Annotated in this window: 17 protein-coding genes and 1 riboswitch; of the genes, 7 read left to right on the top strand and 10 right to left on the bottom strand. The window is 70.0% G+C overall.

The features are described 5' to 3' along the window. Window positions 1-11: 11 nt before the first annotated feature. Window positions 12-992, top strand: a complete 981-nt coding sequence (locus OG393_RS09760) for a tetratricopeptide repeat protein (protein WP_327374252.1) — start codon at window positions 12-14, stop codon at window positions 990-992. A gap of 60 nt (window positions 993-1,052) precedes the next feature. Next, the gene (gene def, locus OG393_RS09755) at window positions 1,053-1,682 is read left to right on the top strand and encodes a peptide deformylase (protein ID WP_327374251.1); all 630 of its coding nucleotides are present in this window, start codon (window positions 1,053-1,055) and stop codon (window positions 1,680-1,682) included. Here the strand turns inward: def and OG393_RS09750 are convergent. The 8 genes from OG393_RS09750 to OG393_RS09715 all read right to left on the bottom strand — a co-directional run bounded on the left by OG393_RS09750 (window position 1,658) and on the right by OG393_RS09715 (window position 9,929). Further along, window positions 1,658-2,059 (bottom strand): ribosomal maturation YjgA family protein, encoded by a 402-nt coding sequence (locus OG393_RS09750; protein WP_327374250.1) that lies wholly within the window; start codon window positions 2,057-2,059, stop codon window positions 1,658-1,660. The genes def and OG393_RS09750 overlap by 25 nt on opposite strands. Further along, window positions 2,060-3,070, bottom strand: coding sequence for a ribonucleotide-diphosphate reductase subunit beta (locus OG393_RS09745; protein ID WP_327374249.1), 1,011 nt, complete (start codon window positions 3,068-3,070; stop codon window positions 2,060-2,062). Then, entirely contained in the window at window positions 3,070-5,439 is a 2,370-nt protein-coding gene (locus OG393_RS09740) for a ribonucleoside-diphosphate reductase subunit alpha (RefSeq protein WP_327374247.1), read from the bottom strand. The genes OG393_RS09745 and OG393_RS09740 overlap by 1 nt, the downstream gene beginning before the upstream one ends. 129 nt (window positions 5,440-5,568) lie before the next feature. Then, a riboswitch (cobalamin riboswitch) is annotated at window positions 5,569-5,693 on the bottom strand. A 53-nt stretch (window positions 5,694-5,746) separates the two neighbouring features. Next, window positions 5,747-6,235, bottom strand: coding sequence for a GNAT family N-acetyltransferase (locus OG393_RS09735; RefSeq protein ID WP_442817283.1), 489 nt, complete (start codon window positions 6,233-6,235; stop codon window positions 5,747-5,749). Window positions 6,236-6,273: 38 nt separating this feature from the next. Next, window positions 6,274-6,870, bottom strand: a complete 597-nt coding sequence (locus OG393_RS09730; protein WP_327374246.1) for a hypothetical protein — start codon at window positions 6,868-6,870, stop codon at window positions 6,274-6,276. Between the two features lie 134 nt (window positions 6,871-7,004). After that, window positions 7,005-8,624 carry a monocarboxylate uptake permease MctP gene (mctP, locus tag OG393_RS09725; protein WP_327374245.1) on the bottom strand — a complete coding sequence of 540 codons (1,620 nt, stop codon included), beginning with the start codon at window positions 8,622-8,624 and terminating at the stop codon, window positions 7,005-7,007. Beyond that, on the bottom strand, window positions 8,621-8,872 hold the full coding sequence (locus OG393_RS09720; RefSeq protein WP_327374244.1) for a DUF3311 domain-containing protein: 252 nt from the start codon (window positions 8,870-8,872) through the stop codon (window positions 8,621-8,623). The genes mctP and OG393_RS09720 overlap by 4 nt, the downstream gene beginning before the upstream one ends. A 292-nt stretch (window positions 8,873-9,164) precedes the next feature. Further along, a complete protein-coding gene (locus tag OG393_RS09715) occupies window positions 9,165-9,929 on the bottom strand; it encodes a GntR family transcriptional regulator (RefSeq protein WP_327378373.1) in 765 nt (254 codons plus the stop codon). Between the two features lie 285 nt (window positions 9,930-10,214). Here OG393_RS09715 and OG393_RS09710 point away from each other — a divergent pair, with 285 nt between their 5' ends. The 4 genes from OG393_RS09710 (at window position 10,215) to OG393_RS09695 (ending at window position 14,978) form a co-directional block, all read left to right on the top strand. Then, window positions 10,215-11,498, top strand: coding sequence for an extracellular solute-binding protein (locus tag OG393_RS09710; RefSeq protein WP_327374243.1), 1,284 nt, complete (start codon window positions 10,215-10,217; stop codon window positions 11,496-11,498). 80 nt (window positions 11,499-11,578) lie between these two features. Beyond that, window positions 11,579-12,574, top strand: a complete 996-nt coding sequence (locus tag OG393_RS09705) for a carbohydrate ABC transporter permease (RefSeq protein ID WP_327374242.1) — start codon at window positions 11,579-11,581, stop codon at window positions 12,572-12,574. Between the two features lie 23 nt (window positions 12,575-12,597). After that, window positions 12,598-13,452 carry a carbohydrate ABC transporter permease gene (locus tag OG393_RS09700; protein ID WP_327378372.1) on the top strand — a complete coding sequence of 285 codons (855 nt, stop codon included), beginning with the start codon at window positions 12,598-12,600 and terminating at the stop codon, window positions 13,450-13,452. A gap of 8 nt (window positions 13,453-13,460) precedes the next feature. Further along, window positions 13,461-14,978 (top strand): glycoside hydrolase family 3 protein, encoded by a 1,518-nt coding sequence (locus OG393_RS09695; RefSeq protein WP_327374241.1) that lies wholly within the window; start codon window positions 13,461-13,463, stop codon window positions 14,976-14,978. A 185-nt stretch (window positions 14,979-15,163) separates the two neighbouring features. Here the strand turns inward: OG393_RS09695 and nagB are convergent, their stop codons facing one another. Further along, window positions 15,164-15,949, bottom strand: a complete 786-nt coding sequence (gene nagB / locus OG393_RS09690; protein ID WP_327374240.1) for a glucosamine-6-phosphate deaminase — start codon at window positions 15,947-15,949, stop codon at window positions 15,164-15,166. Window positions 15,950-16,577: 628 nt separating this feature from the next. Here nagB and OG393_RS09685 point away from each other — a divergent pair. Then, window positions 16,578-18,044: a sensor histidine kinase gene (locus tag OG393_RS09685; RefSeq protein ID WP_327378371.1), complete on the top strand. Its 1,467-nt coding sequence runs from the start codon at window positions 16,578-16,580 to the stop codon at window positions 18,042-18,044. 156 nt (window positions 18,045-18,200) lie between these two features. On the opposite strand, the gene OG393_RS09680 is transcribed toward OG393_RS09685, so the two are convergent. Continuing rightward, window positions 18,201-18,458 (bottom strand): WhiB family transcriptional regulator, encoded by a 258-nt coding sequence (locus OG393_RS09680; protein ID WP_003953983.1) that lies wholly within the window; start codon window positions 18,456-18,458, stop codon window positions 18,201-18,203. Between the last annotated feature and the right edge of the window lie 256 nt (window positions 18,459-18,714).

Genomic DNA, 18,714 nt, shown 5'->3' with positions numbered 1-18,714 from the left:
AGGCGGGAATCGTGAGGATCTTCGGGAAGGTACGGCATCGGCCCTCCGCCTCGTGGCGGCAGGCCACCGACCGCGCGTTCACGCTGATCGGCGACGGCCGGTACGAGGACGCGGGCGCGCTGCTGACACGCGCGGCGGATCTGGAGCCGTGGCTCTCCGAGTCCTGGTTCAACCTCGCGCTGCTGCACAAGTTCCGGCACGACTGGGAGCAGGCCCGCGCCGCCGGGCTGCGGGCCGTCGCGCTGCTGGACAAGGAGGCCGGCGCTCCCGACTGGTGGAACGTCGGCATCGCCGCCACGGCCCTCCAGGACTGGCCGCTCGCGCGCCGCGCCTGGCAGGCGTACGGACTGAAGGTGCCCGGGGCCTCCGCCGGCACAGGCGAGCCCACCGGGATGGACCTGGGCAGCGCGGCCGTACGCCTCTCGCCCGAGGGCGAGGCCGAGGTCGTGTGGGGCCGCCGGCTCGATCCGGCCCGCATCGAGGTCCTGTCCGTCCCCTTGCCGTCCTCCGGCCGGCGCTGGGGCGAGGTCGTCCTGCACGACGGTGTCCCCAACGGTGAGCGGACCACCAGCGCAGGGCCCGCCTATCCGGTCTTCGACGAGATCGAGCTGTGGGCCCCCTCACCCGTCCCCACCTGGGTGGTCCTCCTGGAAGCCGCCACCGAGGACGACCGGGACGCCCTGGAGCGGCTCGCCGCCGACGCCGGCTTCGCCGCCGAGGACTGGTCCTCGTCGGTGCGGCTGCTGTGCCGCGCCTGCTCCGAGTCGTCCATGCCCAGCGCGGAGGGCGAGGGCGAACACCTCGACCCCCACGACCACAGCGAACCCGGGCACCCCGGGCCCCTCGGCCACCGCTCGCCGGGCGAACTGTGGGTCCCCGAGCGCGAGTGCGGCATCGCGGCGCCCGCCGGGCTGGTCCGCGGCCTCCTCGACGGCTGGGTCGCCGACAGCCCCGGCAGCCGTGAGTGGCGGGATCTCGAAGAAGTCTGCTGACCACTGCCCTTAGGCTGTACGCGACCATCGACTGGGGTTCTGAGGAAGGCGTGCGGCGGAATGGCGCAGCAGGAGACTGACGAGCAGATCAACGACGGGTTCGTCGTCGACACCGAGGACTGCGAGGCCCGTGAGCTCGCTCACCGCGAGCGGGGGACGTCGCGTCCGATCACGGTCGTGGGCAACCCCGTGCTCCACAAGGAGTGCAAGGACGTCACCGCGTTCGACGACTCGCTCGCGGCACTGATCGACGACATGTTCGCCAGCCAGCGCGCCGCCGAGGGCGTCGGACTGGCCGCCAACCAGATCGGCGTGGACCTCAAGGTCTTCGTCTACGACTGCATGGACGACGAGGGCCGCCGTCACGTCGGGGTCGTCTGCAACCCGGTCCTGGAGGAGCTCCCGGCCGAACTGCGCGTCCTTGACGAGTCCAACGAGGGCTGCCTGTCCGTCCCCACCGCCTACGCCGAACTCGCCCGCCCCGACTACGCGGTGGTCAGCGGCCAGGACGCCCAGGGCAACCCGATCAAGGTCCGCGGCACCGGCTACTTCGCGCGCTGCCTCCAGCACGAGACGGACCACCTGTACGGCTACCTGTACATCGACCGGCTCTCCAAGCGCGACCGCAAGGACGCTCTGCGGCAGATGGACGAGGGCACCCCGCGCTACCCGGTCGTCCCCAACGACTGATCCGCGGCGGCACGCGAGCGCACGGCGCGGTGGACGGCCCAGCCGGCCGCCGCGCCGATCGCGTACCAGAGCAGATCGGGCGCGTTGAAGGAGGTGCCGAGCACCAGCCGGGCGAGCGCGGAGCGGGCGGACGCCGCCGCCGGTACCCCCGTCAGCTGGAAGAGCTCGACCGCCACGCTGAACGCCAGTGCGAGGCTCGCCGCCACCGCCGGTCGGACGCGGGGCGTGATCAGCACCACCAGCGTCATGACCAGCACGGTGTAGAGCGCGTCCCCGGCGTACTTGGCGACGACGCCCGTCGCCGCCGACCTGATGCCCAGGCCGGCGGCGACGGTGAGCAGGGCGGCCGTGCCGGCCGCCACCCTCGTGCGGACCACTCAGAAGTCCTCGTCGAGGTCCACCGAGCCCTCGACCGCGACCTGGTACGCCGACGGCCGGCGCTCGAAGAAGTTCGTCAGCTCCTGGACACCCTGGAGCTCCATGAACCCGAAGGGGTTCTCCGAGCCGTACACCGGGGCGAAGCCGAGGCGTGTCAGACGCTGGTCGGCGACGCACTGGAGGTACGCGCGCATGGACTCGGTGTTCATGCCCGGCAGGCCCTCACCGCACAGGTCCCGGCCGAACTGGAGCTCGGCCTCGACGGCCTCCTTCAGCATGTCGGTGACCTGCTGACGCAGTTCGTCGTCGAACAGCTCCGGCTCCTCCTTGCGGACGGTGTCCACGACCTCGAAGGCGAAGTTCATGTGCATCGTCTCGTCGCGGAACACCCAGTTGGTGCCGGTGGCCAGGCCGTGCAGCAGACCGCGGGACCGGAACCAGTACACGTAGGCGAAGGCGCCGTAGAAGAACAGGCCCTCGATGCAGGCGGCGAAACAGATCAGGTTGAGCAGGAAGCGCCGGCGGTCGGCACGCGTCTCCAGGCGGTCGATCGTCTCGACCGAGTCCATCCACTTGAAGCAGAACTGCGCCTTCTCGCGGATGGACGGGATGTTCTCGACGGCGTCGAACGCGGCGGAACGGTCCTCCGGGTCGGGCAGGTAGGTGTCGAGCAGCGTCAGGTAGAACTGGACGTGCACGGCCTCCTCGAAGAGCTGCCGCGACAGGTACAGCCGCGCCTCGGGGGAGTTGATGTGCTTGTACAGCGTCAGCACCAGGTTGTTCGCGACGATCGAGTCGCCGGTCGCGAAGAACGCCACCAGCCGGCCGATCATGTGCTGCTCGCCCGGCGTGAGCTTGGCGAGATCGGCGACGTCGGAGTGGAGGTCGACCTCCTCCACCGTCCACGTGTTCTTGATCGCGTCCCGGTAGCGCTCGTAGAAGTCCGGGTACCGCATGGGCCGCAGCGTCAGCTCGAAGCCCGGGTCGAGAAGGTTCTTCTGGGAAGACATCACTGGCAGGCCTCGCAGGACTCGGGGTTTTCCAGGGAGCAGGCGACCGCGTCGGGGTCGGCGGCCTGCTGGACGGGGATGGGGGCGGACGCGGCCGCCGACGCCTGGGCGGCGCGGGCGATGCGGGTCGCCGGACGGGACCGCAGGTAGTAGGTGGTCTTCAGACCCTGCTTCCAGGCGTACGCGTACATCGACGACAGCTTGCCGATCGTCGGCGTCTCCAGGAACAGGTTCAGCGACTGCGACTGGTCGAGGAACGGGGTCCGGGCCGCCGCCATGTCGATCAGACCGCGCTGCGGGATCTCCCAGGCCGTCCGGTACAGCTCGCGCACCTCGTCCGGGACCCAGCCGAAGCCGGCCACCGACCCGTTGGACTCGCGCAGCGCCTCACGGGTCTGCGCGTCCCACACGCCGAGCCGCTTCAGCTCGTCGACCAGGTAGGAGTTGACCTGGAGGAACTCGCCGGACAGCGTCTCGCGCTTGAACAGGTTGGAGACCTGCGGCTCGATGCACTCGTACACGCCCGCGATCGAGGCGATGGTCGCCGTCGGCGCGATGGCCAGCAGCAGCGAGTTGCGCATCCCGACCGCGGCGACGCGCTCGCGCAGCGCGGTCCAGCGCTCCGGCCAGTTCGGCCGCACGTCGTAGTGGTCCGGGTGCAGCACCCCCCGGGCGGCCCGGGTCTTGTCCCAGGCGGGCAGGGGGCCGTTGCGCTCGGCGAGGTCGGCTGAGGCCTCGTAGGCGGCGAGCATGATGCGCTCGGCGATCCTCGTCGACAGCGCACGGGCCTCGGTGGAGTCGAAGGGCAGCCGCAGCTTGAAGAAGACGTCCTGGAGGCCCATCGCGCCCAGCCCGACGGGCCGCCAGCGGGCGTTGGACCGGCCGGCCTGCTCGGTCGGGTAGAAGTTGATGTCCACCACGCGGTCGAGGAAGGTGACGGCGGTACGGACGGTCTCGTCGAGCCGCTCCCAGTCGATGTCGCCTGACCTCAGGTCCACGAAGGCGCCGAGGTTGACCGAGCCCAGGTTGCAGACCGCCGTCTCGCCGTCGTCCGTGACCTCCAGGATCTCCGTGCAGAGGTTGGAGGAGTGGACCGTGTGGCCCGGCTCCGCCGTCTGGTTGGCGGTGCGGTTCGACGCGTCCTTGAAGGTCATCCAGCCGTTGCCGGTCTGGGCCAGGGTCCGCATCATCCGGCCGTACAGGTCACGGGCCGGCATGGTCTTGCGAGCCAGGCCCGCGGCCTCCGCGCGGCGGTACGCGGCGTCGAACTCCTCGCCCCACAGGTCGACCAGTTCGGGCACGTCGGCCGGGGAGAACAGCGACCACTCGGCGTCGGCGTCGACGCGCCGCATGAACTCGTCCGGGATCCAGTGCGCCAGGTTCAGGTTGTGCGTACGCCGGGCGTCCTCACCGGTGTTGTCGCGCAGCTCCAGGAACTCCTCGATGTCCGCGTGCCAGGTCTCCAGGTAGACGGCGGCGGCGCCCTTGCGCCGGCCGCCCTGGTTCACGGCCGCGACGGAGGCGTCCAGGGTCTTCAGGAACGGCACGATGCCGTTCGAGTGCCCGTTGGTGCCGCGGATCAGCGAACCGCGGGCGCGGACGCGCGAGTACGACAGACCGATGCCGCCGGCGTGCTTCGACAGGCGCGCCACCTGGTGGTAGCGGTCGTAGATCGAGTCCAGCTCGTCCTGCGGCGAGTCGAGCAGGTAGCAGGACGACATCTGCGGGTGACGGGTGCCGGAGTTGAACAGCGTGGGCGAGGAGGGCAGGTAGTCGAGCCGGCTCATCAGCCCGTAGAGCGACGTGACCTCGTCCAGCGCCCGCTCCGAGCCGTCCTCGGCCAGTCCGGCGGCCACCCGCAGCATGAAGTGCTGCGGGGTCTCGATGACCTTGCGGGTGATCGGGTGGCGCAGCAGGTAGCGCGAGTAGAGGGTCCGCAGGCCGAAGTAGCCGAAGCGGTCGTCGGCGGAGCGGTCCAGGGCCGCGTCGAGCCGCCCGGCGTGCGACCGGACGAACGCGGCCGTGCGGTCGGCGATCAGGCCCTCGCGGTGGCCGACGGCGACGGACGCGGAGAAGCACACCGCCCCCTGGCCGGCCGCCTCGTCGGCGATGGTGATCGTCAGGAGCCGGGCGGCGAGCCGGGAGTAGGAGGGGTCCTCGGCGATCAGGCCGGCGGCCGCCTCGGTGGCCAGCTCGCGCAGTTCCGCCTCGTCCGAACCGGCGTTCCGGCCGCGCAGCGCCGCGGCGGCGATTCTGCCGGGGTCGGCGTCGGGGAGATCGGCGGTGAGGTCGGTCAGGGTCCGCAGCAGCACGGTCCCGGGTCCGTCGCTCTCGATCGCTGTGGCCGGATCGGCGGGCGCGATGGTCACGTGGGGGCTCTCCCTCGCTCGGCTCGGGGCCGACGGGGGGAAGGCGGGCAGACGGGCACCCACGGGCAGGGGTGTGCCGCCGCCGGCCCACTCCGCGAGGCCCGGACGTCTGTGGCACCCGGAACGGACGGACCGGGTGCGCTGTCGGCAGGTCTTCGGACTCACCTGGCGGACGAAAGCGCCAAAAGCACACCGTTGCGGGACAGTTCCGGACTTCCACCGGATTCCCCTGCGGCGACAGCGAGCATGAGCATACATGTGGGGGGCGCCCCGCAGGACACCCCCCACATGTTGTGTCGCTACCTGTTCACAGCTCCAGGGCGTAAGTGCGCAGTTCCACCAGTCCCGGGATCGGCTCCCAGTCCCGTCCGGGGGTGCGGACGAAGCCCAGCCGCTCGTACACGCGGTGCGCGGAGGTCATGCCCGGCTGGGTGGAGAGCACCACGCGTCGGCATCCCGGTGTCGCCCGCGCCCGCTCCACACAGGCCCGAACGAGCGACTCTCCGACGCCCCGGCCACGGGCGTCCGCGGAGACGGCGAGCATCCGGAACTCCGCCTCGCCCTCCCGGGCGATGTCGGCCCACGGACTGGTGGGGCCCGAGACGAAGGTCACGCCCCCGGCCGGCCGGCCCGCGCCGTCCAGTGCGACCAGCACCTCGGCCTCGGCGGCCCGCCGGGGCACGTCCCTCAGCACATCGAGGTACGCGTCGTGCACACCGAAGTCGAGGTGCCCGTCGTCGAGACAGGCCCGCGCGGTGAGCTCGCCCAGAGCCTCGTACTCCTCGGGCCGTGCCACTCGGATCCTGATGTCCCATCGGTGTGGTCCGATGTCCGTCACCCGCCCACGCCCACCGAGTTGTCCGGCGCCCCGTCGCCCTCGGGCGGCAGGTCTCCGCGTTCGACGGGTATCCGGGGGCCGGTCTCCTCGGGCAGCACGGCGTCCAGTTCGGCGTCGTCGGCGCGGTGGGCCCGCGCGGCGGTCTCACGCAGTGTCTCCCTGGACACCGAGAGCGGCGCGCCGAGCGTGATGCGAAGCGCGCCCTCGTTGCGCACGTAGGTGTGTCCGTACGCGGAGTGGCGGTACCAGCTCCCGTCCTCCCGCGCGCAGGTCTCGCCCTGGGACGGAGCGGAGCAGTCCTTGTCGGTGAACGGCTGCCGCTCCGCGGACAGGGTGAGCCGCGCTCCGTCCTTCGCGACGTACGTGAGCCGGAAGCCGTCGTCGCCGATGACTCCCGCCGACTGCCGTGCGAGGGTGAATCCCTCCGCCTCGGTGACGTACACGTGCTCGACACGGGTCTGGGCCGCCGAGGCGCGTGCCACGAGTTCAGCGTGGTCGGGGGGCGAGGCGCCGAGGCGCTCCGTACCACAGCCGGTGAGGGCGAGCGCGAGGGGTGCCACGGCGAGGTGGGCGAGGCGCGGGACGGTTCTCATGCGAACATCCTTGCGTATGCGTATGCGTATGCGTATGCGCGTGCCTGTGCGTATGTCTGTGCGTGACGAAGGCCGCCGCGTGATTCCGTGGGGGATCGCGGCGGCCTCCGGCGCCTCGCGGGCGACGGCGCGGGTCAGCGGCCGGGGCCGGCCTTCGCCAGTTCGGCCCGCACGCCCGGCTCGCCGGCGTCCGCGGTGTAGTCCGAGGGAGAGGTCTCGTCCACGCCCTCGGGAGCCTTGACCGCCTTGAGGACGAAGGTCAGGACGACGGTCACCACCACGTTGAGCACGAAGGCGGTGAGGCCGATGTAGCCGATCTCGCCGATGCCGGGGATCTCGGCGGAGGAGCCGCCGAAGTGCTTCTGTGTCGGACTCGCCACGCCGTAGGCCGCCGCCGTGCCGTACACCATGCCGACCGCCCAGCCCGCCAGCAGGGCCCAGCGGTGGAACCAGCGGGTGAACAGGCCGCCGACCAGTGCCGGCAGGGTCTGGAGGATCCAGATGCCGCCGAGCAGCTGGAAGTTGATCGCCACGGTCTTGTCCATGGTCAGGACGAAGACCAGCGCGCCGACCTTGACCAGCAGCGACACCAGCTTGGACACCTTGGTCTGCTGCTGTGGCGTGGCGTCCGGTTTCAGGAAGTCCTTGTAGATGTTGCGGGTGAAGAGATTGGCCGCGGCGATCGACATGATCGCCGCCGGCACCAGCGCGCCGATGCCGATGGCGGCGAAGGCGACGCCCGCGAACCAGTCGGGGAACATGTTCTCGAAGAGCTGCGGGATGGCCAGCTGGGCGTTGCCGACCTTGACGCCCGCCGCGATCGCCATGAAGCCGAGCAGCGCGAGCAGCCCCAGCATCAGCGAGTAGAGCGGCAGGATCGTGGTGTTGCGGCGGATGACGTCACGGCTGCGCGAGGAGAGCGTCGCCGTGATCGAGTGCGGGTACATGAAGAGCGCCAGCGCCGAGCCGAGCGCCAGCGTCGCGTAGCCCCACTGGCCCATCTCGCCCGGTACCAGCGCGCCGCGCGGTTTGCCCGTGACGGGGTTGACCGTGGCGTACGTCTCGCCGGCCCTGGCGAAGATCTCGCCGAAGCCGCCCAGCTTGATCGGGATGTAGATGATCGCCACCGCGATGACGATGTAGATCAGCGTGTCCTTGACGAAGGCGATCAACGCTGGGGCGCGCAGGCCCGAGGAGTAGGTGTACGCCGCGAGGACACCGAAGGCGATGAGCAGCGGAAGGTCCTTGACGAACCAGTGCGTGGTCTCGCCGCCCACGCCCATCACGTCCAGGACGGCCTGGATGCCGACCAGCTGGAGCGCGATGTAGGGCATGGTGGCGAGGATGCCGGTGAGGGCGACCGCCAGCGACAGGCCCTTGGAGCCGAACCGGCCGCGGACGAAGTCCGATGTGGTGACGTAGCCGTGCTTGTGGGACACCGACCACAGGCGGGGCAGGAAGGTGAAGATCAGCGGGTAGACGAGGATCGTGTACGGCACGGCGAAGAAGCCGGCCGCGCCCGCCGCGTAGATGGCGGCCGGGACGGCGACGAAGGTGTACGCGGTGTAGAGGTCGCCGCCCAGCAGGAACCAGGTCACCCAGGTGCCGAACGAACGGCCGCCCAGGCCCCACTCGTCGAGGCTGTGCTCGTTCTCGGCCTTGCGCCAGCGCGCGGCGAGGAAGCCCATGACCGTGACGGCCACGAAGAAGAAGACGAAGACGCCGAGGGCGACACCGTTCACGCCGTCCTTCATCGGGAACCCCCCTTGCGGGCGCGCTGGTCACGCTGCCACAGCTTGTACGCGATGACCGTCAGCACGGTGGAGACGACCACCCAGGACATCTGGTACCAGTAGAAGAACGGGATGCCGGCGAAGGTCGGCTCGATCCTCGCGTACGAGCTCACCCAGAGCATCGCCACGAAGGGCGCGAGCAGACAGAGGGCCACGACCACCCGTAGGGGTGTCACGACCGGTGGTTTGTCCTGCGTCACTTCCGACATCTGGCGACTCCGTCCCCTCGCTGAACACCATTGATCACCTGGGTAATCGCGCGTGCAATCTAGGGGACCGTCTCGCTCCGCGAAACCCCTGCCCGGATGACGGGCGGAAACCGCCGGATGCGGCGGGGTGGCGCGACGCGGAGGTGCGGCAGTGCCCCGACACTCCTCACGGATGTGCCGGGGCACTGGTTCACGCCGATGTGGCGGATTCCCCGCCGCCCGCCGCCGGTCGGCCCGGTCGGTGACCGGCAGTGCGGCGGGCCGGGCCGGCGGCGGGGGGACGTGGCCGGAATCAGCCGTTCGGACGCTTGAGTCTCGCGACGAACTTGTACCGGTCGCCGCGGTACACCGAGCGCACCCATTCGACCGGCTCGCCCTGGGCGTCCAGCGAGTGGCGCGAGAGCATGAGCATCGGCAGTCCGACGTCCGTGCCGAGCAGACCGGCCTCCCGCGGGCTGGCGAGCGAGGTCTCGATGGTCTCCTCGGCCTCGGCCAGATGGACGTCGTAGACCTCGGCGAGCGCGGTGTAGAGCGAGGTGTACTTCACCAGCGACCGGCGCAGCGCGGGGAAACGCTTGGCCGAAAGATGGGTGGTCTCGATCGCCATCGGCTCCCCGCTGGCCAGGCGCAGGCGCTCGATCCGCAGTACGCGCCCGCCCGTGGTGATGTCGAGTAGGCCGGCCAGCGTGTCGTCGGCCGTCACGTACCCGATGTCGAGCAGTTGCGAGGTGGGTTCCAGGCCCTGTGCCCGCATGTCCTCGGTGTACGAGGTGAGCTGGAGTGCCTGCGAGACCTTGGGCTTGGCCACGAAGGTGCCCTTGCCCTGGATCCGCTCCAGGCGGCCCTCGACTACCAGTTCCTGAAGGGCCTGGCGTACGGTCGTACGCGAGGTGTCGAACTCGGCGGCGAGGGTGCGCTCTGGCGGAACCGGGGTTCCGGGTGGCAAGGTCTCCGTCATGTCGAGCAAGTGTCGCTTCAGTCGGTAGTACTTGGGCACGCGCGCGGTGCGGGTGGCGGCGCCGCCCTCTGTCTCCGTACTGCCCGCGTCCGTGGCCATGGCCTGCCTTCCCGACTCCTGTGTTGCTGCCGTCACCGGCTCCTCCGTCTATAGCGGCTCACATGGTGGCACGGACCGGTCACGGGTCGTCGCCCTCCCTCAGGTGTCGGTCCGATAACGGACCCGACTGCCCTTCTTATACACCCTTGACACCCCTAAAGGTCTAGGCCAAGCTCCGGGTACTGGTCTAAACCATTAAAGACCAGGTCCCAGCCCCACGAGCACTACCCGACGTATGTCTTCGCGCGGTGGGCAGGGGTTGCAGGCATCCCTGAGGAGGGTGGCGTGAAGCGCAAGCTCATCGCGGCGATCGGCGTCGCGGGCATGATGGTCAGCATTGCCGCGTGTGGTGGCTCCGACGACAAGGGCGGAGACAAGGCCGGCAGCGAGGTCAAGGAGCTCACCGTCTGGCTGACGGTCGACGCCCAGAACAACTGGCCGGATCTGGTCAAGGCCGCCGATGACGCGGTGGCCGAGAAGCACCCCGGCATCAAGATCAAGCACGAGTACTACGGCTGGCCGGACAAGAACACCAAGCTCGACGCGGTGCTCGCCACGGACAAGGCCCCGGACGTTGTCGAAATGGGCAACTCCGAGATGATCAGCTACATGGCCAAGGGTGCCTTCGCCACGGTCGACCCGTCGAAGTTCGAGAACTCCGACAAGTGGCTCGACGCGCTCAAGGACTCGGTCACCTACAACGGCAAGACCTACGGCGTCCCCTACTACGCCGGTGGCCGGGTGGGCACCTGGCGCAAGGACATCGCCGCCGAGGCGGGCGTGAAGGAGGCCCCGAAGACCTGGGCCGAGCTGACCGCCGCCCTGGACGCCATCCAGAAGAAGAAGGGCGACAAGTTCAGCGCCTGGTACCAGCCCTCGCCGGACTGGTACGCGGCCATGTCCTTCGTCTACGAGCAGGGCGGCTCGATCGCCAAGCAGGAGGGCGAGACCTGGAAGGCGAACCTGTCCTCGCCGGAGTCCGTCAAGGGCCTCACCGAGTACAAGAACATCGTCGACAAGTACATGCACGGTGACAAGACGAAGGACGAGTCCGACCGTCCCGTCGTCTTCGGTCAGGGCAAGTCCGCGGCGATCTTCGCCGCCGGCTGGGAGGGCTCCGTCGCGGCGGGCCCGGAGAACGACAAGGTCGGCGGCCTCGCCGACAAGCTCGAGAACTTCGTCATGCCCGGCCCGTCCGGCAAGAACCTCCCGGTCTTCCTCGGCGGCTCGGACCTGGCCATCCCGGTCAAGTCCAAGGCGCAGGGCGTCGCCGCCGAGTGGATCGCCGCCTTCACCGGCGCCGAGGGCCAGAAGGGCCTCATCGCCAAGGGCAACCTGCCCAACAACAAGGCGGACCTCGCCCCGCTGAAGAGCGACCCGGCCACCACGGTCGCCGCCACCGCGGCCGAGTCCAGCTGGTTCGTCCCGACCGCCCCGGGCTGGGGTCAGGTCGAGAAGGCGCAGATCCTCAAGACGATGCTCGTCGACATCGCCAACGGCAAGAAGTCGGTGGAGCTGGCCGCTCAGGAAGCGGACGCGGCCATCGACAAGGTCATCAACACCAAGTGACCTGAGGGCAGGGCCCCGTCACCTTGGTCGACGGGGCCCTGCCGCCCGTACGCAGGAGAGGGATCGCTGAGGAGCACGGGATGAGTGCCGCAGAGACAACCACCGCGAAGGTGCCGCCGGTGCGGCAATCGCCACCATCCGGCTCCACAGCCGGTACGCCCGGGAAACCGGGGAAGAAGGGGACCTCGACCGGGGCGGGAGTGCCGTGGCTCCTGCTCGCGCCATGCCTGCTCGTCCTGCTGCTCGTGCTGGGGTACCCGCTCGTACGCCTGGTCACCCTCTCCTTCCAGAAATTCGGCCAGGCACAGCTCTGGGGCTTCGAGGAGGCGGAGTCGGCAGGCTTCGCCAACTTCACGAAGATCCTCGGTGACAGCGAGTTCTGGACCGTCGTCCTGCGCACCGTGGTCTTCATGGTCGGCGCCGTGGTGCTCACCATGGTCCTCGGCATGCTGATCGCGCTGCTGCTCCAGAGGGTCTCCGGCTGGGTCAAGTTCCTCATCAACATCGTCCTGGTGGCGAGCTGGGGCATGCCCATCATCGTCGCTACCGCCATCTTCAAGTGGCTCTTCGACGCCGACTACGGCGTGCTGAACTGGCTGATCGACAAGCTGCCCGGCGTCGACATGATCGGCCACAACTGGTTCGCCAGCGGCCCGCAGGGCCTCGCCGTGATCGTGCTCCTCGTCGTCTGGGGCGCCGTTCCCTTCGTCGTGATCACGCTCAGCGCCGGCCTCACGCAGGTGCCCAAGGAGCTCGAGGAGGCGGCCCGGCTCGACGGCGCGGGGGCCTGGGGAGTCTTCCGCTTCGTCACCCTGCCGATCCTCAAGCCGATCATCGTCATGCTCACGACGCTCTCGGTGATCTGGGACATGGGTGTCTTCCCGCAGGTCTACGTCATGCGCAACGGCCACCCCGAGGCCGAGTTCCAGGTCCTCACCACGTACTCGTTCGACAAGGCATTCGTCGTCAACGACTACGGCACCGGATCGGCGATCGCGCTCGTCACCGTCGTCCTGCTGCTCGGCGTGGTCGCCGTGTACATGCGCCAGATGCTGAAGATCGGAGAAGTGGAGTGAGCTCCGCCACCGCAGAGGCAGGCGTGTCCAAGCCCGCCGCGGCCCCCGTCCGCAGGCGGCCCCGCACGTCCAAGTTCGGCTGGAACCTGCTCGGGCTGCTCGTCTTCGTCACGGCCGGCTTCCCGGTCTACTGGATGGTGAACACGGCCTTCAAGCCGGCCAAGGACGCCATCGACCCCGACCCGCACTTCTTCCCCTCCACCTTCACGCTGGAGAACTTCCGGCGAGCCCTGGACATCGCGGACTTCTGGGGACCGGTCGGCCGCAGCCTCGTGGTGTCGATGGTCGTCGTCGTGATCGGCATCACGGTCGGCATGCTGGCGGCGCTCGCGATCTCACGCTTCGCCTTCCGTGGCCGCAAGATCGTGATCGTCGGCATCCTCGCCGTCCAGATGGTCCCGCTCGTCGCCATGATCATTCCGGTCTTCCTGATGCTCAACGACCTCGGGCAGTACGACCGGCTCAGCGGTCTGATCATCACGTACCTGACCTTCATCCTCCCGTTCACGGTGTGGACCCTGCGCGGCTTCATCGTCAACATCCCCAAGGAGCTGGAGGAGGCGGCGCAGGTCGACGGCTGCACCCGCACCGGCGCCTTCGTCCGGGTGGTCTTCCCGCTGCTCGCCCCGGGCATGGTCGCCACCTCCGTCTACGGCTTCATCCAGGCGTGGAACGAGTACCTCTACGCGCTGATGCTGATGAGCCAGCAGAACCAGACGGCCACCGTCTGGCTCGGCAACTTCATCACGAAGAACGGCACCGAGTACGCCCCGATGATGGCGGGCTCCACCATGATGGCCGTTCCCATCGTGATCCTCTTCCTCCTTGTCCAGCGCAAGATGGCCGCGGGTCTGACGGCCGGCGCCGTGAAGGGATAAGCCGCCCCATGACGACACTTGTACGCGGCGCCGACACCCTGACCCGCGACGCACTCACCGTGCTCCAGCCGGGCTTCGTCGGCACCACCGCACCCGACTGGCTGCTGCGCCGTATCGGGGAGGGACTCTCCTCGGTCGGCCTGTTCGGCCGGAACATCGAGACACCCGAGCAGCTCGCCGCCCTCACGGCCCAGCTGCGCGCCGAGCGGGACGACGTCCTGGTCGCCATCGACGAGGAGGGCGGGGACGTCACCCGCCTCGAGGTCCGCCAGGGCTCCTCCTTTCCCGGCAGCTACGCCCTCGGCTCCGTCGACGACGTGGACCTGACCCGGGCCGTCGCCCAGGAGCTCGGCCGCAGGCTCGCCGCGTGCGGGGTGGACCTCAACTGGGCCCCCTCCGCGGACGTGAACGCCAACGCCGACAACCCGGTCATCGGAGTCCGGGCCTTCGGGTCCGACCCGGGCCTGGTGGCGCGTCACACCGTGGCCTACATCGAGGGTCTCCAGGCCGCCGGCGTCGCCGCCTGCACCAAGCACTTCCCCGGTCACGGCGACACCAACGTGGACTCCCACCACGCGCTGCCCCGGATCGATGTGGACCTCGCCACACTGCACGCCCGTGACCTGGTACCTTTCCGCGCCGCGATCGCGGCGGGTTCCAAAGCGGTCATGAGCGCGCATATTCTGCTTCCCGCGCTCGACCCGCACCGTCCGGCGACCCTGAGCCCGCAGATCCTGACCGGTCTGCTGCGCCGGGAGCTGGGCTTCGACGGGCTGATCGTCACCGACGGCGTGGAGATGCAGGCCATCGCGTCGACGTACGGCATCGAGCGCGGCTCCGTCCTCGCGATCGCCGCGGGCGCCGACGCCATCTGTGTCGGCGGCGGGCTGGCCGACGAGGACACCGTCCTCGCGCTGCGCGACGCCCTGGTCGGTGCGGTACGGACCGGCGAACTGCCCGAGGAGCGGCTGGCCGACGCCGCGGCGCGGGTACGCGCCCTGGCGTCCTGGACGCGGGCGCATCGGGTCAGGGGGGCTGTTTCGGGGCCGGGCGCGGAAGTGCAGGAGGGGACCGCGCCCGGCACCGACATCGGACTCGTCGCGGCCCGCCGGGCCCTGGTGGTGACGACGGGGGAGCGGGCGTACACGCCGATGACGCGTGCTCCCTATGTCGCCTCCTTCGCGTCGGCCGCCAACTTCGCGGTCGGCGACGAGACGCCCTGGGGGGTCGCGGCCGAGCTGGAGCGGCTGCTGCCGGGCACCGGGACGGGTTCGTACGCGGAGCCGTCCGTGGACGCGCTCCTCGCCGCGGCGGGGGAGCGGGGGATCGTCGCCGTCGTGCGCGACGCCCATCGGCACCCCTGGATGACCGAGGCTCTGGAAGCCCTTCTCGCGGCCCGTCCGGACACCGTCGTGGTGGAGATGGGGCTGAACCAGGCGAAGCCCCTGGGGGCCCTCCACATCGCGACGCACGGCGCGGCACGCGTCTGCGGCCGGGCGGCGGCGGAGGTCATCGCCGGCGTGTGAGCGCTCGGGCGCCCGGATCGTACGGGAGGGCCGGCATCCCGAACCCGGGGTGCCGGCCCTCCCGTGCGTCGTGCCGTCCGGGTCCCGCGCGCCCGGGTCCGGTCCCGGAACGGCCGTGGGACCGGACCCTCCGGTCCGGTCCCACGAAACGCTTCTCCGGTTCCCGCACGGGCGCCGGGACAGGATCAGATGCCCTGCCAGGAGGGCTTCTCGGCGAAGGTGTGGCGGAAGTAGTCCGCGAGCTTCAGCTTGGACGCGGCGGCCTCGTCGACGACGACGGTGGCGTGCGCGTGCAGCTGGAGCGCCGAGGCCGGCACGACCGCGGCGACCGGACCCTCGACGGTCTGCGCCACGGCGTCAGCCTTGCCCTCGCCGGTGGCCAGCAGCACCAGGTGGCGGGCCTCCAGGATGGTGCCGATGCCCTGGGTGATGACGTGGTGCGGCACCTGCTCGATGTCGTCGTCGAAGAAGCGCGCGTTGTCCACCCGGGTCTGCTGGGTGAGCGTCTTGATCCGGGTGCGGGAGGCCAGCGAGGAGCAGGGCTCGTTGAAGCCGATGTGCCCGTCCGTGCCGATGCCCAGGATCTGGAGGTCCACACCGCCGGCGTCGGCCAGCGCCTGGTCGTAGGCGTGGCAGGCGGCCTGGACGTCCTCGGCGGAGCCGTCGGGGCCCAGGAAGGCGTCCGCGGGCAGTCCGAGCGGCTCGACGACCTGCCGGAGCACGGTGGAGCGGTACGACTCGGGGTGGCCCGCCGGGAGTCCGACGTACTCGTCCAGCTGCGCGATCCGGGCACGCGAGGCGTCCACGGAACCGGCCGAGACCCGGGTGAGGAGGGCCTCGTAGATGGGCAGCGGGGTCGAGCCGGTGGCCACGCCGAGCAACGCGTCGGGCTTGCGGCGCAGGAGCTCCGCGATGGAGTCGGCGATGAGCTCGCCGCCTGCCTTGGCGTCCGGGACGATGACAACTTCCACGCTGTGCCTGCCGATCTGGAGAGAGGGCCGGTGGTATAGACCAATCGGGTCCAATCTAGCAGAGCGGGAGCCTCGGCCTCGGCCTCGTCCGCGGGGCGGACTCTCTCTCATGGTCGGTCGCCGCCGACGGCCGGGCCACCCGGCGGGAACCGCGCGCCGTCCCGTCGGTGCGGGTGAGGGCGGGCGTGGCCGGCGCGGGTGGGGAGGGGGCGGGCCGGGGGTGCGGAACGCGGTCCGGGGAGGAAACGCCGGCCGCGCGTTGAGCGGGACCGCCCTCGCGTCCGTATGACTCGACAGTCCGGGAAAACCCGCGGGCCGCGGCGCCTGACGGGACCCTCAACCCGTCCGGCACCGCAGCCCGGAGTCGCTCGGCCGGGGGTGTGCGGTCCCTCGGCCGTGGGGAGGTCTCGGCGCAGTCAGGGCAGAGAGCGCCGGGTACCTCGTTCCACCCTCCTGTGCGGGGAGAGTGGAGGCTTGATGATGCTGCCCTGCCATTGTGGACTAGACCATTCTGGTCTGTCCATCCATATCGGCAGGGTGTTTCCGGGCCCATCCTCCAACACGAACGCCCCGAGATCCAGGTTCATCACCCCCGAAATCCACGGGTACGCTCGCACCTGTGCCCTCCATGAACGACCTCGTACGCCAGCACACCGCTCTGAGTGAGTCCGACCTCGAGTGGCTCCATCTGCTGGTCTCGGAGTGGCAGCTGCTCTCCGACCTCTCCTTCGCCGACCTGGTGCTCTGGGTGCCCACCCTGGACGGCACCCGGTACGTCTCCGTCGCCCAGATGCGGCCCAACACCGGCCCCACCTCCTACCAGGACGACATGGTCGGCCACCTCGTCCCACGCGGCCGGCGGCCCCTGCTCGACGCGGCCCTCGACGAGGGACGCATCGTCCGCGAGGGCGACCCCGAGTGGCGCGAGGAGGTGCCCGTACGTGTGGAGTCCATCCCGGTGCGGCGCGAGGGCAGGGTGCTCGGAGTCATCGCCCGCAACACCAACCTGCTGACGGTGCGGACCCCCAGCAGGCTGGAGCTCACCTACCTCCAGTCCGCCTCCGACCTGGCCCAGATGATCGCCGCGGGGGCCTTCCCCTTCGCCGGCGAGGTGGTCGACATGGACTCCTCGCCGCGCGCCGGCGACGGCCTGATCCGTCTCGACGCCGACGGCATCGTCCAGTACGCCTCGCCCAACGCCCTCTCCGCCTACCACCGGCTCGGGCTCGCCGCCGACCTGGTCGGCCAGCACCTCGGCCAGATCACCGCCGAACTCGCCCCCTCCCGCGGTCCCGTCGACGAGGCCCTGGTCAAACTCGCCTCCGGCTACGCCCCGCGTGAGGCCGAGGTCGAGGGCAACGGCGGCGTCATCCAGTTGCGGGCGATCCCGCTCAAGCCCAAGGGCCCCCGTATCGGGTCGCTCGTCCTGCTCCGTGACGTCACCGAACTGCGTCGCCGTGAGCGTGAGTTGATCACCAAGGACGCCACTATCCGGGAGATCCACCACCGGGTGAAGAACAACCTCCAGACCGTGGCGGCGCTGTTGCGGCTGCAGGCCCGGCGGATGGACTCCGACCGCGGCCGTGAGGCGCTCAACGAGGCGGTGCGGCGGGTCGGTTCGATCGCCATCGTCCATGAGACGCTGTCCCAGAATCTGGACGAGCGTGTCGAGTTCGACGAGATCGCCGACCGGGTGATCGCGATGGTCGCCGAGATCTCCCCGGGCAGGGTCACCTGCCGGCGCGTCGGCCGCTTCGGCATCCTCGACGCCGAGGTCGCCACCCCGCTCTCCATGGTCCTCACCGAGGTGCTCCAGAACGCACTGGAGCACGCCTTCGCCCCGGGCGAGCAGGGCACGGTCGAGGTCGCGGCCGTGTGCGGCGAACCCCGCGCGGACGCACGGCTTCTGATCACGGTTCAGGACGACGGCCGCGGGCTGCCCGAGGGGTTCGACCCGCAGCGGGCCGGAAACCTCGGTCTGCAGATCGTACGGACCTTGGTGGAGGGGGAGTTGGGGGGCACGTTCGACATGCGGCCCGGCGCCGGGCGCGGCACGAAGGTCGTCCTCGACGTCCCTGTCCGGCCGCAGAAGTAACCCGGCGCGGCGGCGCGGTACAGCAGCGAGCCCCGGACCGAAGGGAATCGGTCCGGGGCTCGAATGCTGTGGGTTACTGCTGCGCGCTGCGGCTCGGGGGCGGTGAGTGCGTACGCGATGTACGCGCCGCTTGCCTGAGGCTCGTCGCGGGTGGCGTCAGGCGCTGGCGTTGCGCGCCCGGTTGCGAGCGGCACGGCGCTTCATCGCGCGACGCTCGTCCTCGCTGAGGCCACCCCAGACGCCGGAGTCCTGGCCGGACTCGAGCGCCCACTGCAGGCACTGCTCCATGACGGGGCAGCGGCGGCAGACGGCCTTGGCTTCCTCGATCTGCAGCAGGGCAGGACCGGTGTTGCCGATGGGGAAGAACAGCTCGGGGTCTTCCTCACGACAAACGGCGTTGTGACGCCAGTCCATGGCTGCTACCTCTCTTGGTGTTACATGCGGGTGCTTGTGAATGTGAACGCTTTCACGAATCCCCCCGCAAGGGAAGGGCCGACAGCCAGATGAACTGGCGTGGTCCTTGGACTGAGGAGGGGTTCTGGCTTTCAGTGGAGGCCGGTCTTGCGGGCCGTCCCGATCGCCATGAAGAGATTCGCAAACCTCGGCGGCGGATACAACCCCTTCAGGAAAGTTTTTTTTGATTCCTCGGTGTCGGCTAGGTCACAGCCGT

It is taken from the genome of Streptomyces sp. NBC_01216, assembly GCF_035994945.1.
Lineage (GTDB): Bacteria > Actinomycetota > Actinomycetes > Streptomycetales > Streptomycetaceae > Streptomyces.
The sequence above is the reverse complement of the archived record's forward strand: the minus strand, read 5'-3'. Positions and strand labels throughout refer to the sequence as shown.

What these genes read in the sequence shown, in the direction of transcription:
- OG393_RS09730 (WP_327374246.1), bottom strand. Translation starts at nt 6,870, where the DNA reads ATGAGAACCGTCCCGCGCCTCGCCCACCTCGCCGTGGCACCCCTCGCG.
- def (WP_327374251.1), top strand. Translation starts at nt 1,053, where the DNA reads ATGGCGCAGCAGGAGACTGACGAGCAGATCAACGACGGGTTCGTCGTC.
- OG393_RS09695 (WP_327374241.1), top strand. Translation starts at nt 13,461, where the DNA reads ATGACGACACTTGTACGCGGCGCCGACACCCTGACCCGCGACGCACTC.
- OG393_RS09715 (WP_327378373.1), bottom strand. Translation starts at nt 9,929, where the DNA reads ATGGCCACGGACGCGGGCAGTACGGAGACAGAGGGCGGCGCCGCCACC.
- OG393_RS09685 (WP_327378371.1), top strand. Translation starts at nt 16,578, where the DNA reads ATGAACGACCTCGTACGCCAGCACACCGCTCTGAGTGAGTCCGACCTC.
- mctP (WP_327374245.1), bottom strand. Translation starts at nt 8,624, where the DNA reads ATGAAGGACGGCGTGAACGGTGTCGCCCTCGGCGTCTTCGTCTTCTTC.
- OG393_RS09705 (WP_327374242.1), top strand. Translation starts at nt 11,579, where the DNA reads ATGAGTGCCGCAGAGACAACCACCGCGAAGGTGCCGCCGGTGCGGCAA.
- OG393_RS09680 (WP_003953983.1), bottom strand. Translation starts at nt 18,458, where the DNA reads ATGGACTGGCGTCACAACGCCGTTTGTCGTGAGGAAGACCCCGAGCTG.
- OG393_RS09720 (WP_327374244.1), bottom strand. Translation starts at nt 8,872, where the DNA reads ATGTCGGAAGTGACGCAGGACAAACCACCGGTCGTGACACCCCTACGG.
- OG393_RS09745 (WP_327374249.1), bottom strand. Translation starts at nt 3,070, where the DNA reads ATGTCTTCCCAGAAGAACCTTCTCGACCCGGGCTTCGAGCTGACGCTG.